Origin of the sequence: Pseudomonas fluorescens Q2-87 (assembly GCF_000281895.1) — a bacterium.
In the GTDB taxonomy this organism is placed as follows: domain Bacteria; phylum Pseudomonadota; class Gammaproteobacteria; order Pseudomonadales; family Pseudomonadaceae; genus Aquipseudomonas; species Aquipseudomonas fluorescens_S.
This window is the reverse complement of sequence record NZ_CM001558.1, coordinates 5,589,032-5,610,942: the sequence shown is the minus strand read 5'-3', so window position 1 is coordinate 5,610,942 and position 21,911 is coordinate 5,589,032. Positions and strand designations below refer to the sequence as shown.

At 61.2% G+C, this 21,911-nt stretch carries 13 protein-coding genes; 6 read left to right on the top strand and 7 right to left on the bottom strand.

All coding sequences use genetic code 11. The features are described 5' to 3' along the window. The first annotated feature begins 259 nt into the window (after positions 1-259). From cobG to PFLQ2_RS03130, 5 genes are all read left to right on the top strand, one after another. On the top strand, positions 260-1,579 hold the full coding sequence (gene cobG / locus PFLQ2_RS03110; RefSeq protein ID WP_003186260.1) for a precorrin-3B synthase: 1,320 nt from the start codon (positions 260-262) through the stop codon (positions 1,577-1,579). Then, entirely contained in the window at positions 1,572-2,198 is a 627-nt protein-coding gene (locus PFLQ2_RS03115) for a precorrin-8X methylmutase (protein ID WP_003186258.1), read from the top strand. The genes cobG and PFLQ2_RS03115 overlap by 8 nt, the downstream gene beginning before the upstream one ends. Then, positions 2,198-2,929 (top strand): precorrin-2 C(20)-methyltransferase, encoded by a 732-nt coding sequence (locus PFLQ2_RS03120; RefSeq protein ID WP_003186256.1) that lies wholly within the window; start codon positions 2,198-2,200, stop codon positions 2,927-2,929. Before PFLQ2_RS03115 ends, PFLQ2_RS03120 begins: the two co-directional genes overlap by 1 nt. Beyond that, positions 2,926-4,620, top strand: a complete 1,695-nt coding sequence (gene cobJ / locus PFLQ2_RS03125) for a precorrin-3B C(17)-methyltransferase (RefSeq protein ID WP_003186254.1) — start codon at positions 2,926-2,928, stop codon at positions 4,618-4,620. Before PFLQ2_RS03120 ends, cobJ begins: the two co-directional genes overlap by 4 nt. A 383-nt stretch (positions 4,621-5,003) precedes the next feature. Then, positions 5,004-12,065 (top strand): TcdA/TcdB pore-forming domain-containing protein, encoded by a 7,062-nt coding sequence (locus PFLQ2_RS03130; protein ID WP_003186253.1) that lies wholly within the window; start codon positions 5,004-5,006, stop codon positions 12,063-12,065. 77 nt (positions 12,066-12,142) lie between these two features. Here the strand turns inward: PFLQ2_RS03130 and PFLQ2_RS03135 are convergent, their stop codons facing one another. After that, positions 12,143-12,784 carry a hypothetical protein gene (locus tag PFLQ2_RS03135; protein ID WP_003186251.1) on the bottom strand — a complete coding sequence of 214 codons (642 nt, stop codon included), beginning with the start codon at positions 12,782-12,784 and terminating at the stop codon, positions 12,143-12,145. Positions 12,785-13,011: 227 nt separating this feature from the next. Here PFLQ2_RS03135 and PFLQ2_RS03140 point away from each other — a divergent pair, with 227 nt between their 5' ends. Beyond that, complete coding sequence (locus PFLQ2_RS03140) at positions 13,012-13,830, top strand: hypothetical protein (RefSeq protein ID WP_003186249.1); 819 nt, start codon at positions 13,012-13,014, stop codon at positions 13,828-13,830. Positions 13,831-13,848: 18 nt separating this feature from the next. On the opposite strand, the gene PFLQ2_RS03145 is transcribed toward PFLQ2_RS03140, so the two are convergent. The 6 genes from PFLQ2_RS03145 to dusB all read right to left on the bottom strand — a co-directional run bounded on the left by PFLQ2_RS03145 (position 13,849) and on the right by dusB (position 21,841). Further along, the gene (locus PFLQ2_RS03145; protein ID WP_003186248.1) at positions 13,849-14,445 is read right to left on the bottom strand and encodes a MarC family protein; all 597 of its coding nucleotides are present in this window, start codon (positions 14,443-14,445) and stop codon (positions 13,849-13,851) included. A gap of 62 nt (positions 14,446-14,507) precedes the next feature. Then, positions 14,508-17,282 (bottom strand): hybrid sensor histidine kinase/response regulator, encoded by a 2,775-nt coding sequence (locus tag PFLQ2_RS03150; protein WP_003186244.1) that lies wholly within the window; start codon positions 17,280-17,282, stop codon positions 14,508-14,510. Between the two features lie 99 nt (positions 17,283-17,381). Next, the gene (purD, locus tag PFLQ2_RS03155; protein ID WP_003186241.1) at positions 17,382-18,677 is read right to left on the bottom strand and encodes a phosphoribosylamine--glycine ligase; all 1,296 of its coding nucleotides are present in this window, start codon (positions 18,675-18,677) and stop codon (positions 17,382-17,384) included. A gap of 148 nt (positions 18,678-18,825) precedes the next feature. Next, positions 18,826-20,433, bottom strand: a complete 1,608-nt coding sequence (gene purH / locus PFLQ2_RS03160) for a bifunctional phosphoribosylaminoimidazolecarboxamide formyltransferase/IMP cyclohydrolase (protein WP_003186239.1) — start codon at positions 20,431-20,433, stop codon at positions 18,826-18,828. Between the two features lie 83 nt (positions 20,434-20,516). Then, positions 20,517-20,837 (bottom strand): DNA-binding transcriptional regulator Fis, encoded by a 321-nt coding sequence (fis, locus tag PFLQ2_RS03165; RefSeq protein ID WP_003186237.1) that lies wholly within the window; start codon positions 20,835-20,837, stop codon positions 20,517-20,519. Further along, positions 20,834-21,841: a tRNA dihydrouridine synthase DusB gene (gene dusB / locus PFLQ2_RS03170; RefSeq protein WP_003186227.1), complete on the bottom strand. Its 1,008-nt coding sequence runs from the start codon at positions 21,839-21,841 to the stop codon at positions 20,834-20,836. Before dusB ends, fis begins: the two co-directional genes overlap by 4 nt. Between the last annotated feature and the right edge of the window lie 70 nt (positions 21,842-21,911).

Sequence of the window (21,911 nt, the reverse complement as noted above, 5' to 3'; positions counted from 1 at the left end):
GTTGAGCGCAGAATTTGCGGGCAACTCGATCAAAAATGTGGGAGCGGGCTTGCTCGCGAAGGCGTCGATTCATTCAACATCGCGGTCTCAGACTGACCGCTTTCGCGAGCAAGCCCGCTCCCACAGTTTGAATTGGGTTGTGCACAAACTTTGTGCTTGGCCCTATTAATCCGACCGGCAAGCTTTTCATGACCCCCGGCAAAGCAGGCATAATGGCGCTCCTTCGCCGTCGTGGCGTGCCTTGTCTACCGGTTATCCCTTGAACGAACGTCCATCAACCAACGTCATACGCCCCTCGGGTTGTCCGGGTTTGTTGCGTGTCGTCCAGGCGTTGGACGGTGGGATCTGCCGGATCAAGCTCGATGGCGGTTCCATCCGGGCGGATCAGGCCGATGCGGTGGCTGCGGCGGCCGAGGGATTTGCCGGAGGCGTGATCGAGGCGACCAATCGCGGCAACCTGCAAATCCGCGGGATCGGTCCGCGGCACGGCGCGTTGATCGAGCAACTGCTGGCCGCCGGACTCGGCCCGCGAACGCCGGCCGGCGATGACGTGCGCAACCTGATGCTCAGCCCCTCGGCCGGGATCGACCGGCAGATGCTGGTCGATACTCGCCCGCTGGCCGCGCGGATCCTCGTTACCTTGCAAACCCATGAACGCTTCCATGAGCTGTCGGCCAAGTTCGCCGTGCAATTGGATGGCGGCGAAGCCATGGCGATGCTCGAACATCATCACGACCTTTGGCTCTCGGCCCTTGTTTGCGATGGCGAGCCCTGGCTGGCCTTCGGCTTGGCCGGATCGCCGCTGGATGAACCGGCGGGAAGGGTCCCGTTGGCCCAGGGGCATGCGTTGGTGGTGGCGGTGCTGGAGCAGTTTCTCGAGCGGGCTCGCCCGGACCAGACACGCATGCGCCATTTGCTGAGTGAAGTGCCCCTGGACGACTTCATCGCCCAGTTGGCCCGTCGCGTGCCGCTGCAATCGTGCATGGGTTGGCAGCGGGACGCCTCCATCGACGGGCTGCACCTCGGCGCCCATCCCCAGCGCGACGACCGGGTCTACGTGGGCGCGGCGGCGCCTCTTGGCCGGCTCGACGCCGTCATGCTGCGCGGCGCGGCACGATTGGCGCGGGAGCAGGGTGACGCCAGCCTTCGCTTCACCCCTTGGCAAAGCCTGCTGCTGCCCAACCTGCGCCGCGAGGATGCGGACCAGGTGTTGGCGCGTCTCGAGGAATTGGGCCTGTTGTGCTCGGTTGATCAGCCCCTGGCGCAACTCATCGCCTGCACCGGCTCCAGTGGCTGCGGCAACGCCTTGGCCAATACCAAGGCCGATGCCCGGCAACTGGCCGAGCTGCTGCAACGCCAGGGTCAAACCTTGAAGATCCATCTGTCCGGTTGTCCGCGTTCCTGCGCGGCAGCCCATATCGCGCCTGCCACTTTGCTGGCGGTGGCCCCCGGTCGTTACGACCTGTATTTTCGCGATGCGACGCTGCCGGGTTTCGGCGCGTTGCAGGCGCACAATCTGACTATTGAAGCGCTCGGCCACTGGCTCGACGCGCGCCCCCGGAGCCCCCTTGATGCTTGATTACATCCGCGACGGTCAGGAGATCTATCGCAACTCTTTTGCGATCATCCGCGCCGAGGCCAACCTGGCGCGCATTCCGGCTGACCTTGAGAAGCTTGCGGTGCGGGTAATCCACGCCTGCGGCATGGTCGAGGCCATCGACGGCTTGCAGTTTTCCGAAGGCGCGGGCACAGCCGGGCGTCAGGCGCTGGCCGCTGGTGCACCGATCCTCTGTGATGCGCGGATGGTCTCCGAAGGCGTCACCCGGGCTCGCCTGCCAGCCAACAACCCGGTGATCTGCACCTTACGTGACGAGGGCGTGCCGGCGTTGGCCCAGAAGCTGGGCAACACCCGTTCGGCGGCGGCCCTGGAGCTGTGGCGTCCGCACCTGGAAGGCAGCGTCGTGGTGATCGGCAACGCGCCGACCGCGCTGTTCTACCTGCTGGAAATGCTCGACGCCGGCGCGCCAAAACCGGCGCTGATCCTCGGCTTCCCGGTGGGCTTCGTCGGTGCCGCCGAATCCAAGGCGATGCTCGCGGCCAATAGCCGTGGCGTTCCGTTCGTGATCATGCAAGGTCGGCTTGGCGGCAGTGCCATGGCCGCCGCCGCCGTCAACGCCCTCGCTACGGAGATTGAATGATGCAGCAGCCTGGACGTCTGATCGGCCTTGGCGTAGGCCCCGGTGACCCGGAATTGATTACGGTGAAGGCCCTGCGCCTGCTGCGTGAGTCGCCCGTGGTGGCGTACTTTGTCGCCAAGGGCAAGAAGGGCAATGCCTTCGGCATCATTGAAGCCCATCTGCAAGAAGCCCAGACCTTGCTGCCGCTGGTCTACCCGGTCACCACCGAAGCATTGCCGGCGCCGCTGTCCTACGAGCAGGTGATTGCCGATTTCTACGACACCGCCGCCGAACACCTGGCCGTGCACCTGGATGCCGGTCGTGACGTGGCGGTGATCTGCGAAGGCGACCCGTTCTTCTACGGCTCCTACATGTACCTGCATGATCGCCTGGCCGAGCGTTATGACGCCGAGGTCATTCCTGGCGTGTGCTCGATGCTCGGTGGCGCCTCGGTGCTCGGTGCGCCGCTGGTCTATCGCAACCAGAGCCTGTCGGTGCTTTCCGGGGTGTTGCCTCATGAGGAACTCAAGCGTCGTCTGGCCGATGCCGATGCGGCGGTGATCATGAAGCTGGGGCGCAACTTTCCCAAGGTCCGCCAAGTGCTTCAGGAACTGGGGCTGGACGGACGGGCGCTGTACGTCGAGCGGGCGACCATGGCCAACCAGAAAATCGTGCCGTTGGATGACGTCGAGCCGATGTCCTCGCCGTACTTCTCGTTGATCATCGTGCCGGGCGAACGGTGGCAGGGATGACGGCCAACGCTGCGGCAATTGTCATTCTCGGTCCAGGCAGCCTGGCCACAGCGCGGCGGATCCAGCAGCGCTACCCGGACGCCATGATCCATGGCCTGGCCGGTCGGGTCGACGGCGCGGATCGGCAATACCTGGAGTTCGGCGCCACGTTGCGCGAGCTCTACCGGCAAGACACGCCGATCATCGCCCTTTGCGCGGCAGGCATTGTCATCCGCACGCTGGCGCCACTGCTGCTGGAAAAAGGCGTCGAGCCGCCCGTGCTGGCGGTGGCCGAGGATGGCAGCGCCGTGGTGCCGCTGCTGGGTGGCTTGGGCGGCGTCAACGTCATGGCCCGGGATATCGCGCAAACCCTGCAAGTCGCGCCGTCCATCACCACCAGCGGCGAATTGCGTTTCGGCACGTGCCTGCTCAATCCGCCGAGCGGCTACAGCCTCGGCGACCTGGAGCAGGGCAAGCGTTTCGTCTCCGACTTGCTGGCCGGCGAGACGGTACGTATTGAAGGCGCCGCGCCGTGGCTGGACCAGGTGCAATTGCCTGAGGACGAACAGGCACGGCTGGCGATCCGCATCGACAGCGCTGCGGGCACGCCATCGGTGGATGAGCTGCGTATTTATCCGCGCAACGTCGTCGTGGCGATAAGCGCGGGTGCGTCGCCGGCTATTGGCGAGGCCTTGCGTGAGGCCGGCCTCGCCGTGCAGGCGCTGGCGTGCCTGTTGGCGGCGGACAGCGACATGGCTCGGCCGGAATTGCATGAGGCCGCGTCGGCCTTGAACGTGCCGCTGCGTTTCGCGCCGGCCAATGGCGAGGTCGGCCAATGGCTGGCTGAAGCCCTCGGCCAACCGGCGTTGGTCCAGCGTGTGGACGGTCATGCCGTTGCCGTGGCCGAGCAGCCCGTCGATCCACAGCGCATCGGCCGCCTGCGGGGGCGTCTGGCCGTGATCGGCCTTGGCCCGGGGGCGGCGGAGTTAATGGTCCCGGCGGTGCGCGCCGAACTCGACCGCGCGACCGATGTGCTGGGTTACGAAACCTACGTGCGCATGGCCGGCCCTTTCCGGGCTGATCAAATACAGCACTGCACCGACAACCGCGAAGAAATGCAGCGTGCCCGCCATGCCTTCGAACTGGCGGCCCAGGGCCGCTCCGTGGTGGTGGTGTCATCCGGTGATCCCGGCGTGTTCGCCATGGCCGCCGCGGTGCTCGAAGCATTGCATGAGTCGACGGATGCCCATTGGCACACCGTCGATCTGCAGATCCTTCCTGGGGTCTCCGCCTCCCTGGCCACGGCCGCCCAGGCCGGGGCGCCACTGGGCCATGACTTTTGCGTAATGTCGCTCTCGGACAACCTCAAGCCGTGGTCGATCATCGAAAAACGCCTGGACCTGGCCGCCGAGGCGGACTTGGCCCTGGCGTTCTACAACCCGATTTCCCGTTCCCGCCCGTGGCAACTGGGGCGGGCGCTGGAGATCGTCGCGCACCATCGTACGGCACAGACGCCGGTGGTGTTAGGCCGCGATATCGGTCGTCCGGGCCAGACACTGCGCGTCACGACGCTGGGGGCGTTGACCCCGGATCAGGTGGACATGCGCACCATGGTGCTGATCGGTTCTTCCACGACCTGCCTATTCCCGCGTGCGTCCGGCGGAAACTGGGTCTACACGCCTCGTTGGTATGGGCACAAGCCTGCCTCCTGAACCGCACTGTTCACTTGTGGCGAGGGAGCTTGCTCCCGCTGGGCTGCGCAGCAGCCCTCACCTGACACCTCGGTGTATCAGATTGATCGAGTCGCTGCTTTTGGGGCTGCCTTGCAGCCCAGCGGGAGCAAGCTCCCTCGCCACGGGATAAATATGAACTTCAGGACCGCGTTTTCGATTCGTTCGCTTTATTTGTTCCCGAATAAAAAGAAGCGTGAAATTCTTAGTCTGGGTCGCTCTTTGAAATGCATTGAAAGCCTTCCTGTTTGAACGGTTGGATTTTAAGCGGTAGTTTGCCTGTCTTTTAGCACGGCCTGTTGCGGCATATATTTTTATGTTTGTTTTGGTCTGTTTATGAGTTAAGTAAATAAGGAGTGTCTTTTATGCAGGAAGCAGAAAGCTTAAACAGTGACGGTTTGGTCAAGTTCATCAGTCTTTTCAAATTATCAGATCTTGAGCGGGTGTTGTTGCCGTACAAAAACAGTGAGCAATACGATGCGGTCATCCGCTACTACTTCGCCTGTGTCGGTATGCCGGAATCCCGGAGGTTGCTCGAGCCATTAGGGCTCTTGAAACAGACGTTGGCCGGGTTCCTCGGCAACCGTCGGACACGGCGCAGCCTGGATGTGCGCACTTCAGGCCCTATTGGCACCGGACCGGACCTGCCGCAGATATATAGCAGGATCGAAAGTCATGAAGCGCGCCTTCAATTCAGTGCCGAGCAGATGAAGCAGGTTGCCACGGAGGTTCCCAGGACATTGAACTTTACGTGGCTGGGTGGTGGGCTCGGTGGTATTCAACGCGACTACCTCAATGTGTGGAAACAGGTCTTGGCTCCGCAGGGTTATACCTTGAACTTGTGGTACGACAGTGATGCGCTCCTGGCTTGGCAAACCAATAAACTTATTGTCGAATCGGCCAAGGCGGATGTATTCCTGCAAGGAGTTGAAGACACTATTTCCGAAACTGAATTGGGTGCCGCGTACGAAAGGCGCGCCGTTGTTTTGAAACAACAAATGTATGCTCATATTAATAAAGCCGTAGCTAGTGGTGAGTCCGCCGATGAGGCCCGGATAGATTTACTGGTGCGCGCCTACGGCCAGGATGCGGTAGAGCTGCGAGAACAATTGGAACGCAATCGTCGCAGTGTATTGGACATGAGCGACTTCGAGTTGCGCGACTTGGCTGCCGGCGCCATTTCTTTACAGTTACAAGATATCTATGAAAGGGAAATGCGGTTGAGTGGAAACATGGCGGCAGCGTCTGATGTCGTGCGCGCCGAAGTCCTGTTTGCCGAAGGCGGCAGTCATACCGATATCGACCACCTTCCGCCATTGTCGAACACGCTGGGCACCGTTGATATCAGTGGTTTTGACCGTGAGGCCCGCCTGGGACTCCTGCAACTGTTGCTGAACAACAATCCCGAGTGGATGCCTGGTCGCCAGGCCTCCTCCCATTATTACGGGGGGATTCCAACTGAGTATTTTCCAGCATTGGAAACTTTCGCGAAGAGCCGGCCGCGTCTGGGCGAGGTCTTCGAGGCACCGGAGCAACGGCTTGCCCGGCCCTTTGCGCTTCGGGCTCTCGCCATGGAACAGGCGTTATCCAACGCGTTTTTGATGGCTCATCCAGGCGCCGAGATACTCCAAACGGTGATCGATCGCTTTCGGTCCAATTACGAACTGATCGATGCCTCGATGCGGTTGGCGGCCCAGCGTGGTGTTTCATCGAGCGATGTGGCTGCCATGTTGGATGTGGCGGAGGAGGTATTCGAAAAAACCTATGGGCCGCTGAGCGAACTGCCGATGGAGCAAGTGCCCGCCGCGATTGCCCTGGTAACGGCCGTAGCGACTCATTTTGGCGACGGTATTCGGCTCGAGAGTGAGGGCACCATTCATCTGACGGGCCCTGGAGCCATGCGCGACGGCATGGTCGACTACGCGAAGGCGCACTTGAGCGCTGAGGCGGCCGCAACCTTGCGCAAGGAGGCGGCCATTGCACCCAACCGGACGGTTAACGGTGCTACCGAAGAGGAGCAGGATCACTCCTGGAAGGCCAACGGCAACGATGCCGAGAAATGGGTCCGCGAGGAGCGCGCGCGTTGGCGTGAGGGTCAGTATAAGGCGCGCTACAGCGGCGATATCGCGCACTTGCTCAAGCAGTCTACGGTCGAGTTCCAGCAGGGCTGGCCGCTGATCGAAGGGCGGGCGGTGCTGCTGACCGACGTGCTGGAACGCTTGGCCGAGGGGCTCGGCGAGCCATTCATCGAAGCGATGCGCCAGGGGCATGACGGTGAAATCCGTTTTGATAAGCCACTGCCGCTGAGTTTCGATGATCGCCAGCTCATCAAGAGCCAGTCACCTGACGCGCTTGTTCCGGTCTTCCTGAGCGATGAAAAAATCCGCGACCAGGGAATTGATGAAGTGCTGAGTGACATCGCCAGTGGCGCCCGCCGCTTCATTGAAGCGAGTCCTTTGCAGCGGTTGTCGCTGGGCCTGCTACTGGGGATGGACTCCCTGGATAACCCGCATTTCAATGCAGCCACCAGCGAGCTGGAAAACCTGGCCAACGGCGTAGCCGAACAGGGCGTTTCCGGACGTTATGCGGCCATCGAGCGGCAGCTGTACAAGCGCAAGGCCGCACGATTCATGAGCGGCCTGGGAGGCGATCCGGCTTACGCGTCGATGCCGTCCGACAGCGCACTGGAACTGAAAAAAACCGCCTTGAAGGAGGCACGGACCTTGTTCCAGTGGGGACGTCAGGTGGCGCGAATCCAGAAAGTGGCCGCCCTTGAGCATCGTATCGAGGTTATTGAGCGGTCAGGGCAGTTGCTTGACGGATTCGGGCACAACGGCGTTCAAATGGTTCCTCAGGATTTGTTGCTCAATCGCGATGGCGAGGCGATTGGGGGGCGCTGCTATCCGTTGGCGCTGGTGATGAGCGCGGCGCTGGCCCAAGGTGATAGCGCCTCCGGACTTTTACGCGAGCGTTTCTTCCTGGCTGTGCTCGAACCGGAGCAAGACGATTCCCAAGGCTTCCTCCACGCGCTGGAAGCCCTGCGGGACGTACCGATGAGTGACGTCGGTACGTCGCTTGGACAGGCGAACCTTGATCGGGTCACTGCCGCGCTCGAGAAGCACATTGGCCCCCGTACGCTATTGCTCAACTCGGACAACCATTCAATGCTGGTGGCCAAGACCGTCAGCGCAGAACGCTCCCTCTATCATTTTTTCGACCCCAATTTTGGCCTGTGCAAGTTCGAGGGCCCGGAGGCATTCCTGCGTGGCTTGGAGCATTTTTTCCAGAAAGAGGGCATGGCCCGCTATTACGCCGCCTATGGTTCTGAAAACCGACCGGAATTCGATCTGATCGACCTGCAAAATGAAAAGGTCTCGGCCTTGCAGCTGTCCGATGGGTTCACGGTGGAGCATCTGCTGCAACCCGGCGCCTTGCCTGGGCAGTCGCAACGCCCTATGAGGCAGCGGTTGGCCAGCGCCCGTGGGCAGTCGTTGCAGAACAATCCTCGGCTGGGCAGCTGTCTACTGGCCCTGGATGGACATTGGTGGAGCCGGCAGATCGAACAAGCGACGAGCCGGCTCCAGCAGGAAAACCAACTGGCGGCTCATCTTGTGCCGTTGTTCGACACGCTGGAGGTCACGCCGGATGGGGCGTACCGGGTGAGCCTGATCGATCCGGTCAATCCTGAGCAACTGGTCCGGGTCGTCACGGATGACCATCGGCTCCTGCGGATAAAAAGCTACCTCTCGGAACAGTTTTCGGCATTGGCCAACAAACCCTTCGTGCCAAGCGATCCCACCGAGGTGGGGAGTGTCCACACGCTGAACGCCGGTTTCGCCATACAGGCGCTGATGAACGCGTTGCGAAGCCAAGAGGGGTCTGGTCGGCCCCTGACCCTGGCGGTCCGCTTGCACGCCTATGTCAATTACGCGCAGTTGGCGCATGGCAACGTGGTGGATATCGCGGGCCTGGTCGGCCTGGTTCGGCAGGCACTGGTCGAAGAGAAACTGATTGCCCGCACCGTCGCGCCCGTGGTCAAGGCAGCAGTGGGCTCCAGCATGAGCGAAGCGACCGGGGGATTGTTGCAGTTGGCCAATGTCGGGTTCGACATCTACCAATTGTCGACGGCCCACAACGATGTTGAACGCGCTCAGTTCGGCACCCAATTGGCTTTCGATTCGGCCAGCCTGGTGTTGTCGGTGGGCGCGTACGCCGTTGGTGCCACGACCGCTGGCGCGGTGCTTGGTGGCGCCGCTGTGATTCTAGGTGGGTTGGCGGTGGGGGTGGGGGCGCTGGCCCAGGGTTTTGCTATCGTCGCCGAAGAAGCCAAAGAGGTCGGGTTGTTATTCGATGAAATCGCCAAGGCTCATCTGCAGGCGTACCGGTTTGATGCCAGGCAGGGTGCATGGCTGCCGCGCTCCTCGTTGATCGTCCAGACGCTAGATCTGACTCGGGGCGCATTGATGTTGGACAGCCCCAAGCTCTATCCACAACGCGATCATTTTGGGGTGCCAACGATAGAGCTCGATTACGATCGGGCCATTAACATTCGTCGAGATCTAGGTCTGCCGGGTCAAGTTGCATTCAAGCCACCTGCCGGCCAAGTCATCGTACTGCCCTGCACACCGCAAACCTGTTACCGATATGAGTACATCGCCCTGCCATTCGCGACATCGCGTCATGACACCGGGTTCGACACGGCGCGACGCCTGGAGAAAAGGAAAGCGGACGGCAGCTGGCAATTTCAGTTTTCCTTTTATTCGTTTCCCAGCGAGTACATCGTCCGTCGCATGGTTCCCGATTATCGGCAAACGGTGATCGACGTGGTGCTCGACAGTGCTGACCGTTCACTGGTGGTGCCTCTTATTCCGCCGATTTGGCACAACATGATCGCTTATAAAATCCAGGGGGCCGGCAAACGATGCGCATTGGTCATTCACCCCGGCGTGAGACTGAGCCTGGAATCGACGAGCCTGCAGGTGTCCACTTGGTTTATGGACGCCTCTTGGGCCTCGGAGCAAGAGATAAGGATTGAGAGTTACGATAAGTTTTTCATCGACGACGTTCAGGTGACGATCGTTGGAGGGTGGCGCCATGAGATTTCACTGCGGCTCGCCGACAATCAAATATTCAAGGTTGATCTGACCAATCGCACGCTGGTGCTTTTGGAACTGGACGCACCGCCCGACATGGATCAGCAAACATTGCAGGATCATTTCAAGGCCCTGGCTCGAGACCACCGTCTAGCGATGGCGTACACACCGATTAGCCACCACCTCATTCCATTTGAGGACCCGGACGAGCCCCGCCGGATCACCGCCTGGTATGACGCGAAGGAGGACCGTTTCCTTTATATCCGCGATGATCTGCCGGGTGCCGGTGAGGCGCTGCTGGGGGCGGTGGTGGGCAGTGCCTGCTATTTCTACAATCCGCAGACCCTGATCATCTGGCAAGTCGATGCGCTCACCGGGTTATTGAGCCATCGGTATTGGTTGCGCAGCACCAGCAACCTGGTAAGCACCATCAAGAGCATCGAGGCGGACGCCCAAGGAGTGATTCATGTCGTCCAGCAAGTCACCCGCGCGGACCAGACCGTCGATGTGCTGAGGTATGTAATCCATGATGGGCAGCTGCTGCTCAGTTCAAACACGCGAGAGCTGGATCTGGTAATGGAACCGGCCTTGAGCGCCAGCGAGACGCTGGCCGACTGGTCGCAGGTGCTGGGCGACAGCCTGCCCCTGACGCCGAATACCAACCCGGAGGACACTTTTGTCACCGTCAATTGGCAGCCGGCGCCCTTCGTTTCGATCTGTTGGAAGTCCGACGCGCAATGGCGGGACATGGCCTGGGTTCGCCGCAGTGACCGCTTGATCATCCGTCCCGCGCCGAGGCGAAACCAGCCGCGTGGATGGCCCGACTCGATCAAGAACATGACCGATCTGACGCTGCTTGCACCACCGGATGATAGCGATGTGTTTGTCATCTACGACAGGCTCAAACAGGAACTGTGCAGCAGGCGGCGTACTCTGGTGGAGGGCAAGGGGCATTGGTCCAACAGGTGGACCAACACCCCTAGCCTGGAAAATGTCATCGCCGTTGACGGTGGCTACGTGGCCCTGACCTCGGGAGGCGTGTTCTACAACCTGAGTGGCCAAGGCGACCTGGCGCTGGCTGGCGTTAGGGAACAGTGGTTCAAGGGCCGGGCACAGTGGTGGTCGGAACTGGACACGTTGGCCCAGCGGCACGGGAGTAAAAGTCTTGTCCTCATCGGTTTGACCAACGTTAGCGGTGACGAGCGGTTGTGCGCCTGGTACGTCGGCAACCGGTTGCTGCTGGCTGACTTAGGTAGCGCAACGGAGTTGCGGCTGCTGGGGGCCACCCCGGATAGCGAGGCGGCCTGGTTGTTCGACGTGGCGAGTGGCGAAATCTATCGCCAGGGGTTTATCGATCCGCAAACGCTCGACGCTGCCTTCGGCGAGGGTTCGCAATTGCTGCAATCGGAAGCGCTACCCCAACCGCAACGTGAATGGGCGCCCTGGCAGTTTGGCGAACTGACGGTCGAGGGGGCTGGCTTGCGCGGCGTGACACTCGACGGCGTGGTGGTCGTGTTGCGCGATGGGGAGCCGGCACGGATCACCGGTGTCACTCGGGAGTGGGTCGCCACTCAAGGGGGGCGGGAGATCGACGGCCTCAGGCAGTTGGTCGCCCGGGTGCCCCATAGTCCGCTGTTGTCGGTGGAGGAGTCCGGTAGCCTGAAGTGGTTCGTGACCGGGACGGAACGGGTGATCCGGGTTCCCAAGGCCGCCATCCCGGAATCGTTCGATGTATTGGGGACCCAGCGGCAGACCAATGTACTGCTTCATGAAAGCAGCAATGGAAGGCTGCTTGCCCTGCCAGATACGGGCCTGGGCGGGCCGCTGAGTTATGTCCAGCGTGACGGCGAAGTGCTGGTGGTCGAGAGCCAGGAATCGAAGGTCGATGATCTCGTGGCGTTGATGCCGGATGACGTCAGGGTCTTGGTCCTGCGCATGGGCCAGGGCGCGGTGAGTTACCGACTGTCCAGGACGGCCTGGTTGAGAATCAAGTCGGTCGTCCTCGACTGCCGGCCTCCGCTGGGCGGCCCGGTGACTGTTCCCGGCAAGTTGGTCTGGGAGCTGGATGAGCCTGATGAGTTATTGCTCAGCAGGGTCCAGGAGCACCTGGTTATCCTTGATCCCAACAGCGGACATAGTCTGATTCTTCGCCAAGTGTATGCGGCGGACGTCACCTTGCGTGGCGATGTGCTGCTCAGTTTCGGTGAGCATCGACATTATGCCGTTTCAACGTTAGTGGAGCGGTTGAGCGCCCTGCAGGACGTCTCGAACGGCGTCACGCTGCAAGCGTTGTTGGAGGTGTCCCCCGAGGTGGAAACCAACTCGGTGGATTGATCCCAGGCAGTCCATCTACGCGTGGGCTTTGAATAAAGGAGGGTTGCAGGTGTTATCACCCGCAACCCGCTGGACGATCATTTTCTTAAGTTGAATCGTCTCATCAAGTGTTCATTCACTAACCTGTCGACAAGCGCTCTTTTGCTGTCGAGTTCCCGTCTGTCCAGCTTCAAAAAAGCCCTGCGCTGGATAATCCTGGCCGAGCGTTTTTCCCAATTCCAGAACAGGAAGCTGCGTCTTTTTACTTCAACACTCAGTTCAAGTTTGAACAGGGCAATATGCAGGTTGCCTTGTGCGTCGTATCGGGCCGGGACAACTTGGAACGTCTCGCCTTCCTGGGTTTCGTTGTCAAAGGAGAGTAGGGCCGGGTGATCGGTCTTCAATGTGTCGAGGGTATCGATCATCGCGTTTGCCTGCCGTGCATCCTTCATCGCGTAGGCGCTCTCCACAAGGAAATCAGCCACGGAGCCCGAGACAATATGTTGTGTCCGTGTGTGGATGGAGTCGCCATACAGCGACCAACCGAGGAAGTCCAAGGTGCGGGCATATTCTTCGAACCAGCCCTTGGGATCTGCGTAGCGATGATGGCCGAGATCGGCTGATCGGGTGGCGACGTTATTGCAATCGGCGATGTCGTTGTGGTCGGGCAGGGACGGTGCGCCGATATACGAGAACAGATTGGGGCCGGTGACCAGCCCGGTTAATAGTCCATTATTCATGAAAGCTTTCCGCTAAGTTGAGTGTGCTGTCGCACTTTCTGGACAGATCATAATGAATGCTCTTCTCGTGCGGATGGGCGTGAATATAAGTCCGGATGTTGAAGTTGTGGCAGGCGTTGTGGGCTACATATATTGCAATTAGTTGGTGTTGTTGTTTTTTGGAAGTGTGAATTAGATTGAGGCTGGTTCGCAGGAGCGAACGTTAACTCACAACAAGGAAGACGATTATGGAACAGTTCGAAAGTTCGATCAGTGTGGCGCAAAGTGTTGAGTTGATCCAGGCCCGTATAAACCGGCGCAGGACGCTGGCCGTTACGGGGCGGCGTGTACGCCGGTCGCTGGAGCAGCCTGACAGCCCGACCAAGGACATGGACGCGCTTATGCTAGGCGATGCGCTTGTTGGCTATGGCAACAACATGTCGCTCAATAACATGGCGATCATGGAAAACCTGATGACCATGGCCATTATGGAAGCCAATTTCGAAGTGCCCGGCGGCAAGAATACCCGGGCGTGGTACGACGCGTTCATCCAGTGCCTGCACGACCTGGGCTGCTTTGTCGCCGATGACGGCTATACCCGTTATTCCGAAAGTACCCGGCGGGTGGACATGGATTTTGTCATCAGCGATATCGTCAAGGGGATCATCGAGGGTGTGAAGGCCAGCGTGCCGGCCGCGACGGTGCTGGGGGCGGTGGTGAACACCACGATCGATGGCTTGAAGCGCGATGAGCAGACCATCAGTCTGTTCAACAATCAGGTCAAGACGGCTGACGGTGCACGCCTATCGGTCATCCCGTGCGAACAATTGGCCAACGGCATCCTGATCGCCTCGTCCACTTCGATAAAACAGACCGGCGCCTCGAGTAACGGTGGGGTTCTTTTCGTGAACTGGCAGTCTTCAGCGCGAGAGATTTTCCGCGGCAAATCATTCGTGACCTTCAACCCGGTTCGTTACGAAGAGTTCCGCCAGGACATCGAAGAGTATCTGGGCGTGCATCGCCGGGAAGTCCTGAGCCGAAGGTTCGCCCGCCGCAAGCGCGCCTGACCCCAGGCGCTGCCAGGGCTACGGCACCAGGTAGCCTTTCACTCCGGTGAAAATAATCTGCGCCGCCAGCGCGCACACAAACAGCCCCATCAGGCGGCTGACGATCTGCAAGCCCTGGTCGCCAAGAATCCGCTCGATGCGGCTGGACAGGTAGAGCACCACCCCGACGGTGAAGCTGGCCAGGGCGATGCTGATGATGGCCATGAGTTTGTCGTCCCAGTGCGGCTGGCTCACGCCCATCACCAGCAGGGCGCCGATGGTGCCAGGGCCAACGGTCAATGGAATGGTCAGCGGGACGATGGTGACGTCCTGCTGGACATTGTCAGTCTGTACCGCCGACTTGCCTTGGGCCATGCCCAGCGCCGAGATGAACAATACGCTGCCGGCGCCGATGCGGAACGCATCCACAGTGATGCCGAACACGCTGAAAATCACTCGCCCGAACAAATACAGCAACACGCTGGACACCAGCGTCGCGGTTGCGACCTTCCAGGCCAGGCGCCGTTGTTCTTTACGCGAATAGCCACGCGTCAGGCCGATAAAACACGAAAGCACGAAGAAGGGGCTGTAGAGCACCAGCATCTTCAGGTAAACGCTGAACAGCACATGAAGCATGATCGAGGCTCAAGGCGGAGGAAGACGACGGAAGTCTAACAGGCGATTTACCGCCTGTCGGCTCAGGAGGTTTGCGCGGTACGGTTCTGCTGATCGCGCTGGGCCACCCAGTGTTCGATCAGCTCGCGCAACTGTGACAACTCCACCGGCTTGGCCATGTGCCCATCCATCCCGGCCTGACGGGCGCGCTCCTTGTGCTCGGCGAGGATGTGCGCGGTGAGCGCCACCACCGGAGTACGGGTCCGTTGGTTGCCGACTTCCCAGGCGCGAAGTTGCTGGGTGGCGGAAAAGCCATCGAGGATCGGCATTTCGCAGTCCATCAAGACCAGGTCGTAGCGCTGCTCCTTCATGGCCTTGAGGGCTTCCTCGCCGTTGCTGGCGGTGTCCGGTTGCAGGTTGAGCTTGCCGAGCATGCCCCGGATGACCTTGGTGGAAATGCTGTTGTCCTCGGCCACGAGAATGCGGAAATCGCTCGGAACCTTGACCGGGGTGGGCGGACCGGCATTGGCCTGCACGGTCGTGGCCTGGCCCCGGTTGCGCTGGTTCAACTCGTCCGCCAGGGTCGTCTTGAGGGTATAGCCGGCCACCGGCTTGGCGAGGATGCGCTTGACGCCGCTGTTGCGCGCCACGATCTTGCTCGGCGCGTTGCTGATGCCGGTGAGCATGATCAACAGGATGTCGTGGTTCAGGCTCGGGTCTTCCTTGATCTTGGCCGCCAGTTGCATGCCGGTCATGCCGGGCATGTTCTGGTCCAGCAGGACCACATCGAAATAGTCGCGCAGGTGCGCCTTGGTGCGCAGCAGTGCCAGGGCTTCCTTGCCGGACGGCACCGCGCTGACGTTCAGGCCCCAGGCGCTGCACTGCTGCACCAGTACTTTGCGGCAGGTGTCGTTGTCGTCGACGATCAACACCCGTGCCCCTTGCAGCGGGCCATCGAGATCGGAAGTCGGATGTTCGAGGCGATCGGGATCCAGGGGCAAGGTCAGCCACAAGGTACTGCCCTGGCTGCTGCCGCTTTTGATGCCGAACTCGCCGTGCATCAGGATGATCAACTGGCGAGCGATGACCAGGCCCAGGTTGCCGCCCAGGCGCGTGGCCGAGAGGAAGTTCTTGCTGTGCAGTTCTGCATGCATCAGCGTGTCTCGTTCTTCGGCATCCATCGGCGAGCCGCTGTCCTGCACCGCAATGCGCAGGCGCGGCTGGTTGCTGCGTTCGTCGAGGGCGACGACGATCAATACCTCGCCCTCGTCGGTTTTTTTCAGGGCGTTTTCCAAAAGGCTCAGCAGCGCTTGGCGCAATCGGGTCGGGTCGCCGCTGATCACGCGCGGCACCTGTGGCTGGATAAAGCTGATCAGCTCGACATTCTGCTGTTCGGCCTTGGCGCGGAAGATGCTCAGGCAGTCCTCGATCAGCGCGTTGAGGTCGAACTGCACGTCATCCAGTTCGATCTGCCCGGATTCGAGGCGGGAGATGTCGAGAATCTCGTTGATCAGGGTCAACAGTTCATTGCCGGCGCTGTGGATTGTCTGCACGTAGTCGCGCTGCTTGACCGACAGCGGTGTGCCCAGCAGCAACTCGGTCATGCCCAGCACGCCGTTCATCGGGGTACGGATCTCGTGGCTGATCTTGGCCAGGAACTCGGCCTTGGCATTGATCTCGGCGTTGCTCGCCGCCAGGTCGCGGCTGATGCTGAAGCGGCTTTCGTTGATCGAACGCTGGCGCTCGCCCAGGGCGACACTCATCAACAGGCCACTGATGCAGATGAACACCAGCAGCGTGATGATCAGGCCCTGGGGCGGGACTTCCGTCAGCCCTTGCAAGGCGGGAAGGATGATCAGCGTGCCCAGGTTGAAGACCACCATGGCCGCGACGAACAGCCGTGCCGGGCGGTAGCCCTTTTGCCAGTGCCAGGCGCTGACGAACAGCATGCTCAAGCCGGCCAGGGCCACCAGGGCATAGGTCATGATATTGAGCGGCAGCGTGTTGACGAACAGCAGCAACAGGCTGCACAGCATGATGAATACGATGTCCCCAAGCAGCAGCCGGTTCAGCGGGTGCGGGCCCAGGGGGGCGAAAAAGCGGTAGGCGAACATCAGGCCGCAGGGTGCCGTCAGCAGCAGGGCCAGGTAGGCGCCTGGCGTCTGGACTTCCGGCCAGTCGGGCAGCCAGGGCCCGGCCAGGTTCAGCAGCAGGATCAGGCTCAGCATCAGCAGCCCTTCACAGGCCGCCAGCCACAGGCAACTGCGCGAGCGGGTATAGGCGTAGCGGGTGAGGTTGTGCAGGATCAGCATGGCGATGCAGCCGAACAGCAGCCCATAGACCAGCGTCTGGTTCTGGTCGGCCGCCGCCACGACCGCCGATTGCAGGGTCACGTACGGGCGCAGTTCATGCCGGGATGCCAGTCGCAGGTAGACGTCCAGTGGTTTCTCGCTGCGGGGCAGGGGCAACATGAAGTCGTTGCTGGGCACCGTAGGTTCGGTATGGGGCAGCGAGTTGCCGCTGACTTGCTGGTCGATCAGCGCGTCGCCGTCCAGCACATAGAGATTCAGGCGTAGCAGGTCGGGGGCGAAAATTCGCAGGATCTGTTCATGCCTGTCGGGCGCCAGGCGGAAACGGAGCCACAAGGCCCCGCCGGGTTCGGCCGCCCTGAGGCGGTCCAGGTCGACGGGACTGAATTGATTGGTGTAGCGGGCAGAGCGGATGTCGCTGAGTTTCAGGTCGCCCTGTTCATCGAGCAATACCGCCCAGCCACTGCCTGGCGCGGCCTGGGCCGGGAGCACGCAGAGCAGCGTCAGCAGGGTAACGGTAAAGCCTATGGCAATCCTGAGCCAGCGCACGGCGAAATCCCTTCGTAGGTTGATGCCAGATTATAACTATGCGCGGCGCCGGAACAGTCAGGCAAGGGCCATAGGCCCCTGCCCGGCTGAATGACCGGGTTATTCCGGACTTTCGCCACGTTCACGGGCAATGGCGCGGTAGCCAATGTCCTTGCGGTAGAAGCAACCTTCCCAATCGATCTCGGCGGCGAGCTTGTAGGCCTGCTGCTGAGCTGCGTCGACACTGGCGCCCATGGCGGTGGCGCACAGTACGCGTCCGCCGGCGGTGACCACCTGCCCGTCCTTCAACGCAGTGCCGGCATGGAACACTTTGCCTTCCAGCCGGGCTGCAGCATCCAGGCCCCGGATCGCGCTGCCCTTGGCGTAGTCGCCCGGGTAGCCGCCGGCCGCCAGTACCACACCGACGCTTGGACGGGGATCCCATTGGGCTTCGACCTTGTCCAGCGCCTGGGCCAATGCGGCCTCGACCAGCAGCACCAGGCTCGACTGCAAGCGCAGCATTACCGGCTGGGTCTCAGGATCGCCGAAACGGCAGTTGAATTCGATGACTTTTGGGTTACCAGCCTTGTCGATCATCAGGCCGGCATACAGGAAACCGGTGTAGACATTGCCTTCTTCGGCCATGCCTCGCACGGTCGGCCAGATGACCAGGTCCATCACCCGCTGATGCACCTGGGCGGTGACCACCGGGGCAGGGGAATAGGCACCCATGCCGCCGGTGTTCGGGCCGCTGTCGCCATCGCCGACGCGCTTGTGATCCTGGCTGGTGGCCATCGGCAGGACGTTCTTGCCGTCCACCATGACGATGAAGCTGGCTTCCTCGCCATCAAGGAACTCTTCGATTACCACGCGCGAACCCGCGTCGCCGAAGGCGTTGCCGGCCAGCATGTCACGCACCGCGTCTTCGGCTTCGGCCAGGGTCATGGCAACGATCACGCCTTTACCGGCGGCCAGGCCATCGGCCTTGATGACGATCGGAGCGCCTTTCTCGCGCAGGTAGGCCAGGGCCGGTTCGATTTCGGTGAAGTTCTGGTAGTCGGCAGTCGGGATCTTGTGGCGCGCCAGGAAATCCTTGGTGAACGCTTTCGAGCCTTCCAACTGCGCGGCGCCGGCGGTCGGACCGAAGCAGTCCAGGCCACGGGAGCGGAACAGATCGACTACGCCGGCAACCAGCGGTACTTCCGGGCCGACGATGGTCAGCGCGACGTTCTTCTCGGCGAAGTCGGCCAATTGTTCCAGGGCCAGTACGTCGATGGCGACGTTTTCGCACTTGGCTTCAATGGCGGTACCGGCATTGCCCGGAGCCACGAAAACCTTCTGCACACGCGGATCCTGGGCCACTTTCCAGGCCAGGGCGTGTTCACGGCCACCGCTGCCAATGATCAAAACATTCATTTCAAAAACCTCAAATTCTGTAAGGCGCTGCTGGGGCGCTTTATGTGGGAGCGAGCCTGCTCGCGAAAGCGGTGTATCAGCCACCATCAACGTCGCTGGCAGATTGCATTCGCGAGCAGGCTCGCTCCCACATTTCGATCGGGGTGTATCAGTGACGGAAGTGGCGCATGCCGGTGAATACCATGGCGATGCCGGCTTCGTCGGCGGCGGCGATGACTTCGTTGTCACGCATCGAACCACCCGGCTGGATCACCGCGGTGATACCGACCTTGGCCGCATTGTCGATGCCGTCGCGGAACGGGAAGAACGCATCGGAGGCCATGACTGCGCCTTGTACCTGCAAACCGGCGTGTTCGGCCTTGATGGCGGCGATGCGGGCCGAGTTGACGCGGCTCATCTGGCCGGCGCCGACGCCGATGGTCTGGCGGTTCTTGGCGTAGACGATGGCGTTGGACTTGACGTATTTGGCGACTTTCCAAGCAAAGATCAGGTCGTGGATTTCCTGCTCGCTCGGCGCGCGCTTGGTCACCACCTTGAGGTCTTCGCTGCCGATCATGCCGATGTCGCGGCTCTGTACCAGCAGGCCGCCGTTGACTCGCTTGTAGTCCCAGGCCGGTGCACGGTCGGCCGACCATTGGCCGCAGGCCAACAGGCGCACGTTGGCCTTGGCGGCGACGATGGCGCGGGCCTCTTCGCTGACCGACGGGGCGATGATCACTTCGACGAACTGACGCTCGACGATGGCCTTGGCGGTCTCGGCGTCCAGCTCACGGTTGAAGGCGATGATGCCGCCGAAGGCCGACTCGGTGTCGGTGGCGTAGGCCAGTTCGTAGGCCTGGCGGATGCCGCCCTCGGCGTCCGGGCTCACGGCCACGCCACATGGGTTGGCATGCTTGACGATCACGCAGGCTGGCTTGACGAAGCTCTTCACGCATTCCAGCGCGGCGTCGGTGTCGGCCACGTTGTTGAACGACAGCTCCTTGCCTTGCAGCTGGGTGGCGGTGGCGATGCCGACTTCGGCAGGCTTGGCTTCCACGTAGAACGCCGCGCTCTGGTGCGGGTTCTCGCCGTAGCGCATTTCCTGGGCCTTGACGAACTGGGTGTTGAAGGTGCGCGGGAACTCGCTGCGGCCTTCGGTCGACAGGGTTTCGGCAGCCTGGTTCACGGTGCCCATGTAGTTGGCGATCATGCCGTCGTAGGCGGCGGTGTGTTCGAACGCCTTGAGCATCAAGTCGAAACGCTGGGCGTAGGTGAGGCCACCGGCCTTGAGGCTTTCGAGCACGCCGGCGTAATCGCTGGCATTGACCACGATGGCCACGTCCTTGTGGTTCTTGGCCGCCGAGCGGACCATGGTCGGGCCACCGATGTCGATGTTCTCGACGGCGGTCGGCAGGTCGCAGCCGGGCTTGCTGATGGTAGCTTCGAACGGGTAGAGGTTGACCGCCACCAGGTCGATCGGCTTGATGCCGTGTTCGTTCATGATGGCGTCGTCGATGCCGCGACGGCCCAGGATCCCGCCGTGGATTTTCGGATGCAGGGTCTTGACCCGACCGTCCATCATTTCTGCAAAACCGGTGTAGTCCGCGACTTCCACTGCGGCGACGCCGTTGTCCTGCAGCAACTTGAAGGTCCCGCCGGTGGAAAGAATCTCGACGCCCAGCTGTTGCAGCTCGCGGGCGAATTCGAGGATCCCGGTCTTGTCGGAAACGCTGATCAAGGCGCGGCGGATCGGCAGGCGGGTGGTCTGGTCGGTCATTTCAATTTCCATCAAAAGCAAGGGAAGTCAGCAAAAAAGGCGACCGTTTTTTACGCGGGCGCCTTTCTGGTTTGATTGAATGCTTACAGCAGATCGTACTGCTTGAGTTTCTTGCGCAGGGTGCCGCGGTTCAGGCCCAGCAGCTCACTGGCCTTGGTCTGGTTGCCCTTGACGTAGTTCATTACGCTTTCGAGCAGAGGCGCCTCGACTTCGGAAAGCACCAGGTTGTACACATCCGTGACGGCAGCGCCCTCAAGGTGGGCGAAATAATTGTGCAGCGCCTTCTCGACACTCCCGCGAAGGGTCTGGCCTTCTTCGCTGGGCGTATTGAGGTGCTGTTTCAAATTCACGTTGTCGCTCACGGGTGTTGTTCCACTCACTAAAGTCTCGGTCATCATCGTCATGCGGCCACCCCTTCGTCCCCTGTCAGGCTCTTGTAACGCTCAGCGAAGAACGCCTGAACGTCGGCGCATTGTGCTTGCGTACCATCCAAACGATTGAAGCGGGCGCGAAACTCCCTGGCGCCCGGCAGGGTTGCGAGATACCAGCCCACATGCTTGCGAGCAATGCGTACGCCCATGACATCTCCGTAGAAGCCATGCAGCGCGGCCAGATGCTCTAGCAGAATACGTTCCACCTCGGCCAACGGCGGCGCAGCGAGCTGTTCGCCGGTGCGCAGGTAATGTTCTATCTCACGAAAAATCCATGGCCGCCCCTGGGCGGCCCGGCCGATCAACAGCCCGTCGGCACCGGTTGCATTGAGCACGTGCCGGGCCTTCTCGGGCGAATCGATATCGCCATTGGCAAAGACCGGGATCGACACCGCCTGCTTGATCGCGGCGATAGTGTCGTACTCGGCCTCGCCGGTGTACAGGTCGGCGCGGGTGCGACCGTGGACCGCCAGCGCCGTGATGCCTGCCTGCTCGGCGATCTTCGCCACCGTCAGGCCGTTCTTGTTCTCCCGGTCCCACCCGGTGCGGATCTTCAGGGTCACCGGCACATCGACCGCGGCGACAACTGCCTGCAGGATCTCTGTCACCAGTGCTTCATCTTTCAACAGTGCCGAGCCTGCGGCCTTGTTGCAGACCTTCTTCGCCGGGCAGCCCATGTTGATGTCGATGATCTGCGCACCCATCGCCACATTGGCCCGGGCGGCTTGCGCCAGCATCTGCGCGTCGCCACCTGCGATCTGCACCGAGCGAGGCTCGGGATCGCCTTCATGGATCATGCGCAGGCGCGATTTTCGGGTGTTCCACAAGCTCATGTCGCTGGTGACCATTTCCGAAACAACAAGACCTGCGCCCAGCCGCTTGCAAAGCTGACGAAAGGGCTGGTCGGTGACGCCCGCCATGGGGGCGAGAACCAGGCCGTTCTGCAATGTATATGGGCCGATGCGTACCGCCGACATAGGACTTCCCTGAAGTGGGGCCGGATCATGAGACTTCGAAAAAGGGTTGGCATGATACCCGCTCTCGATG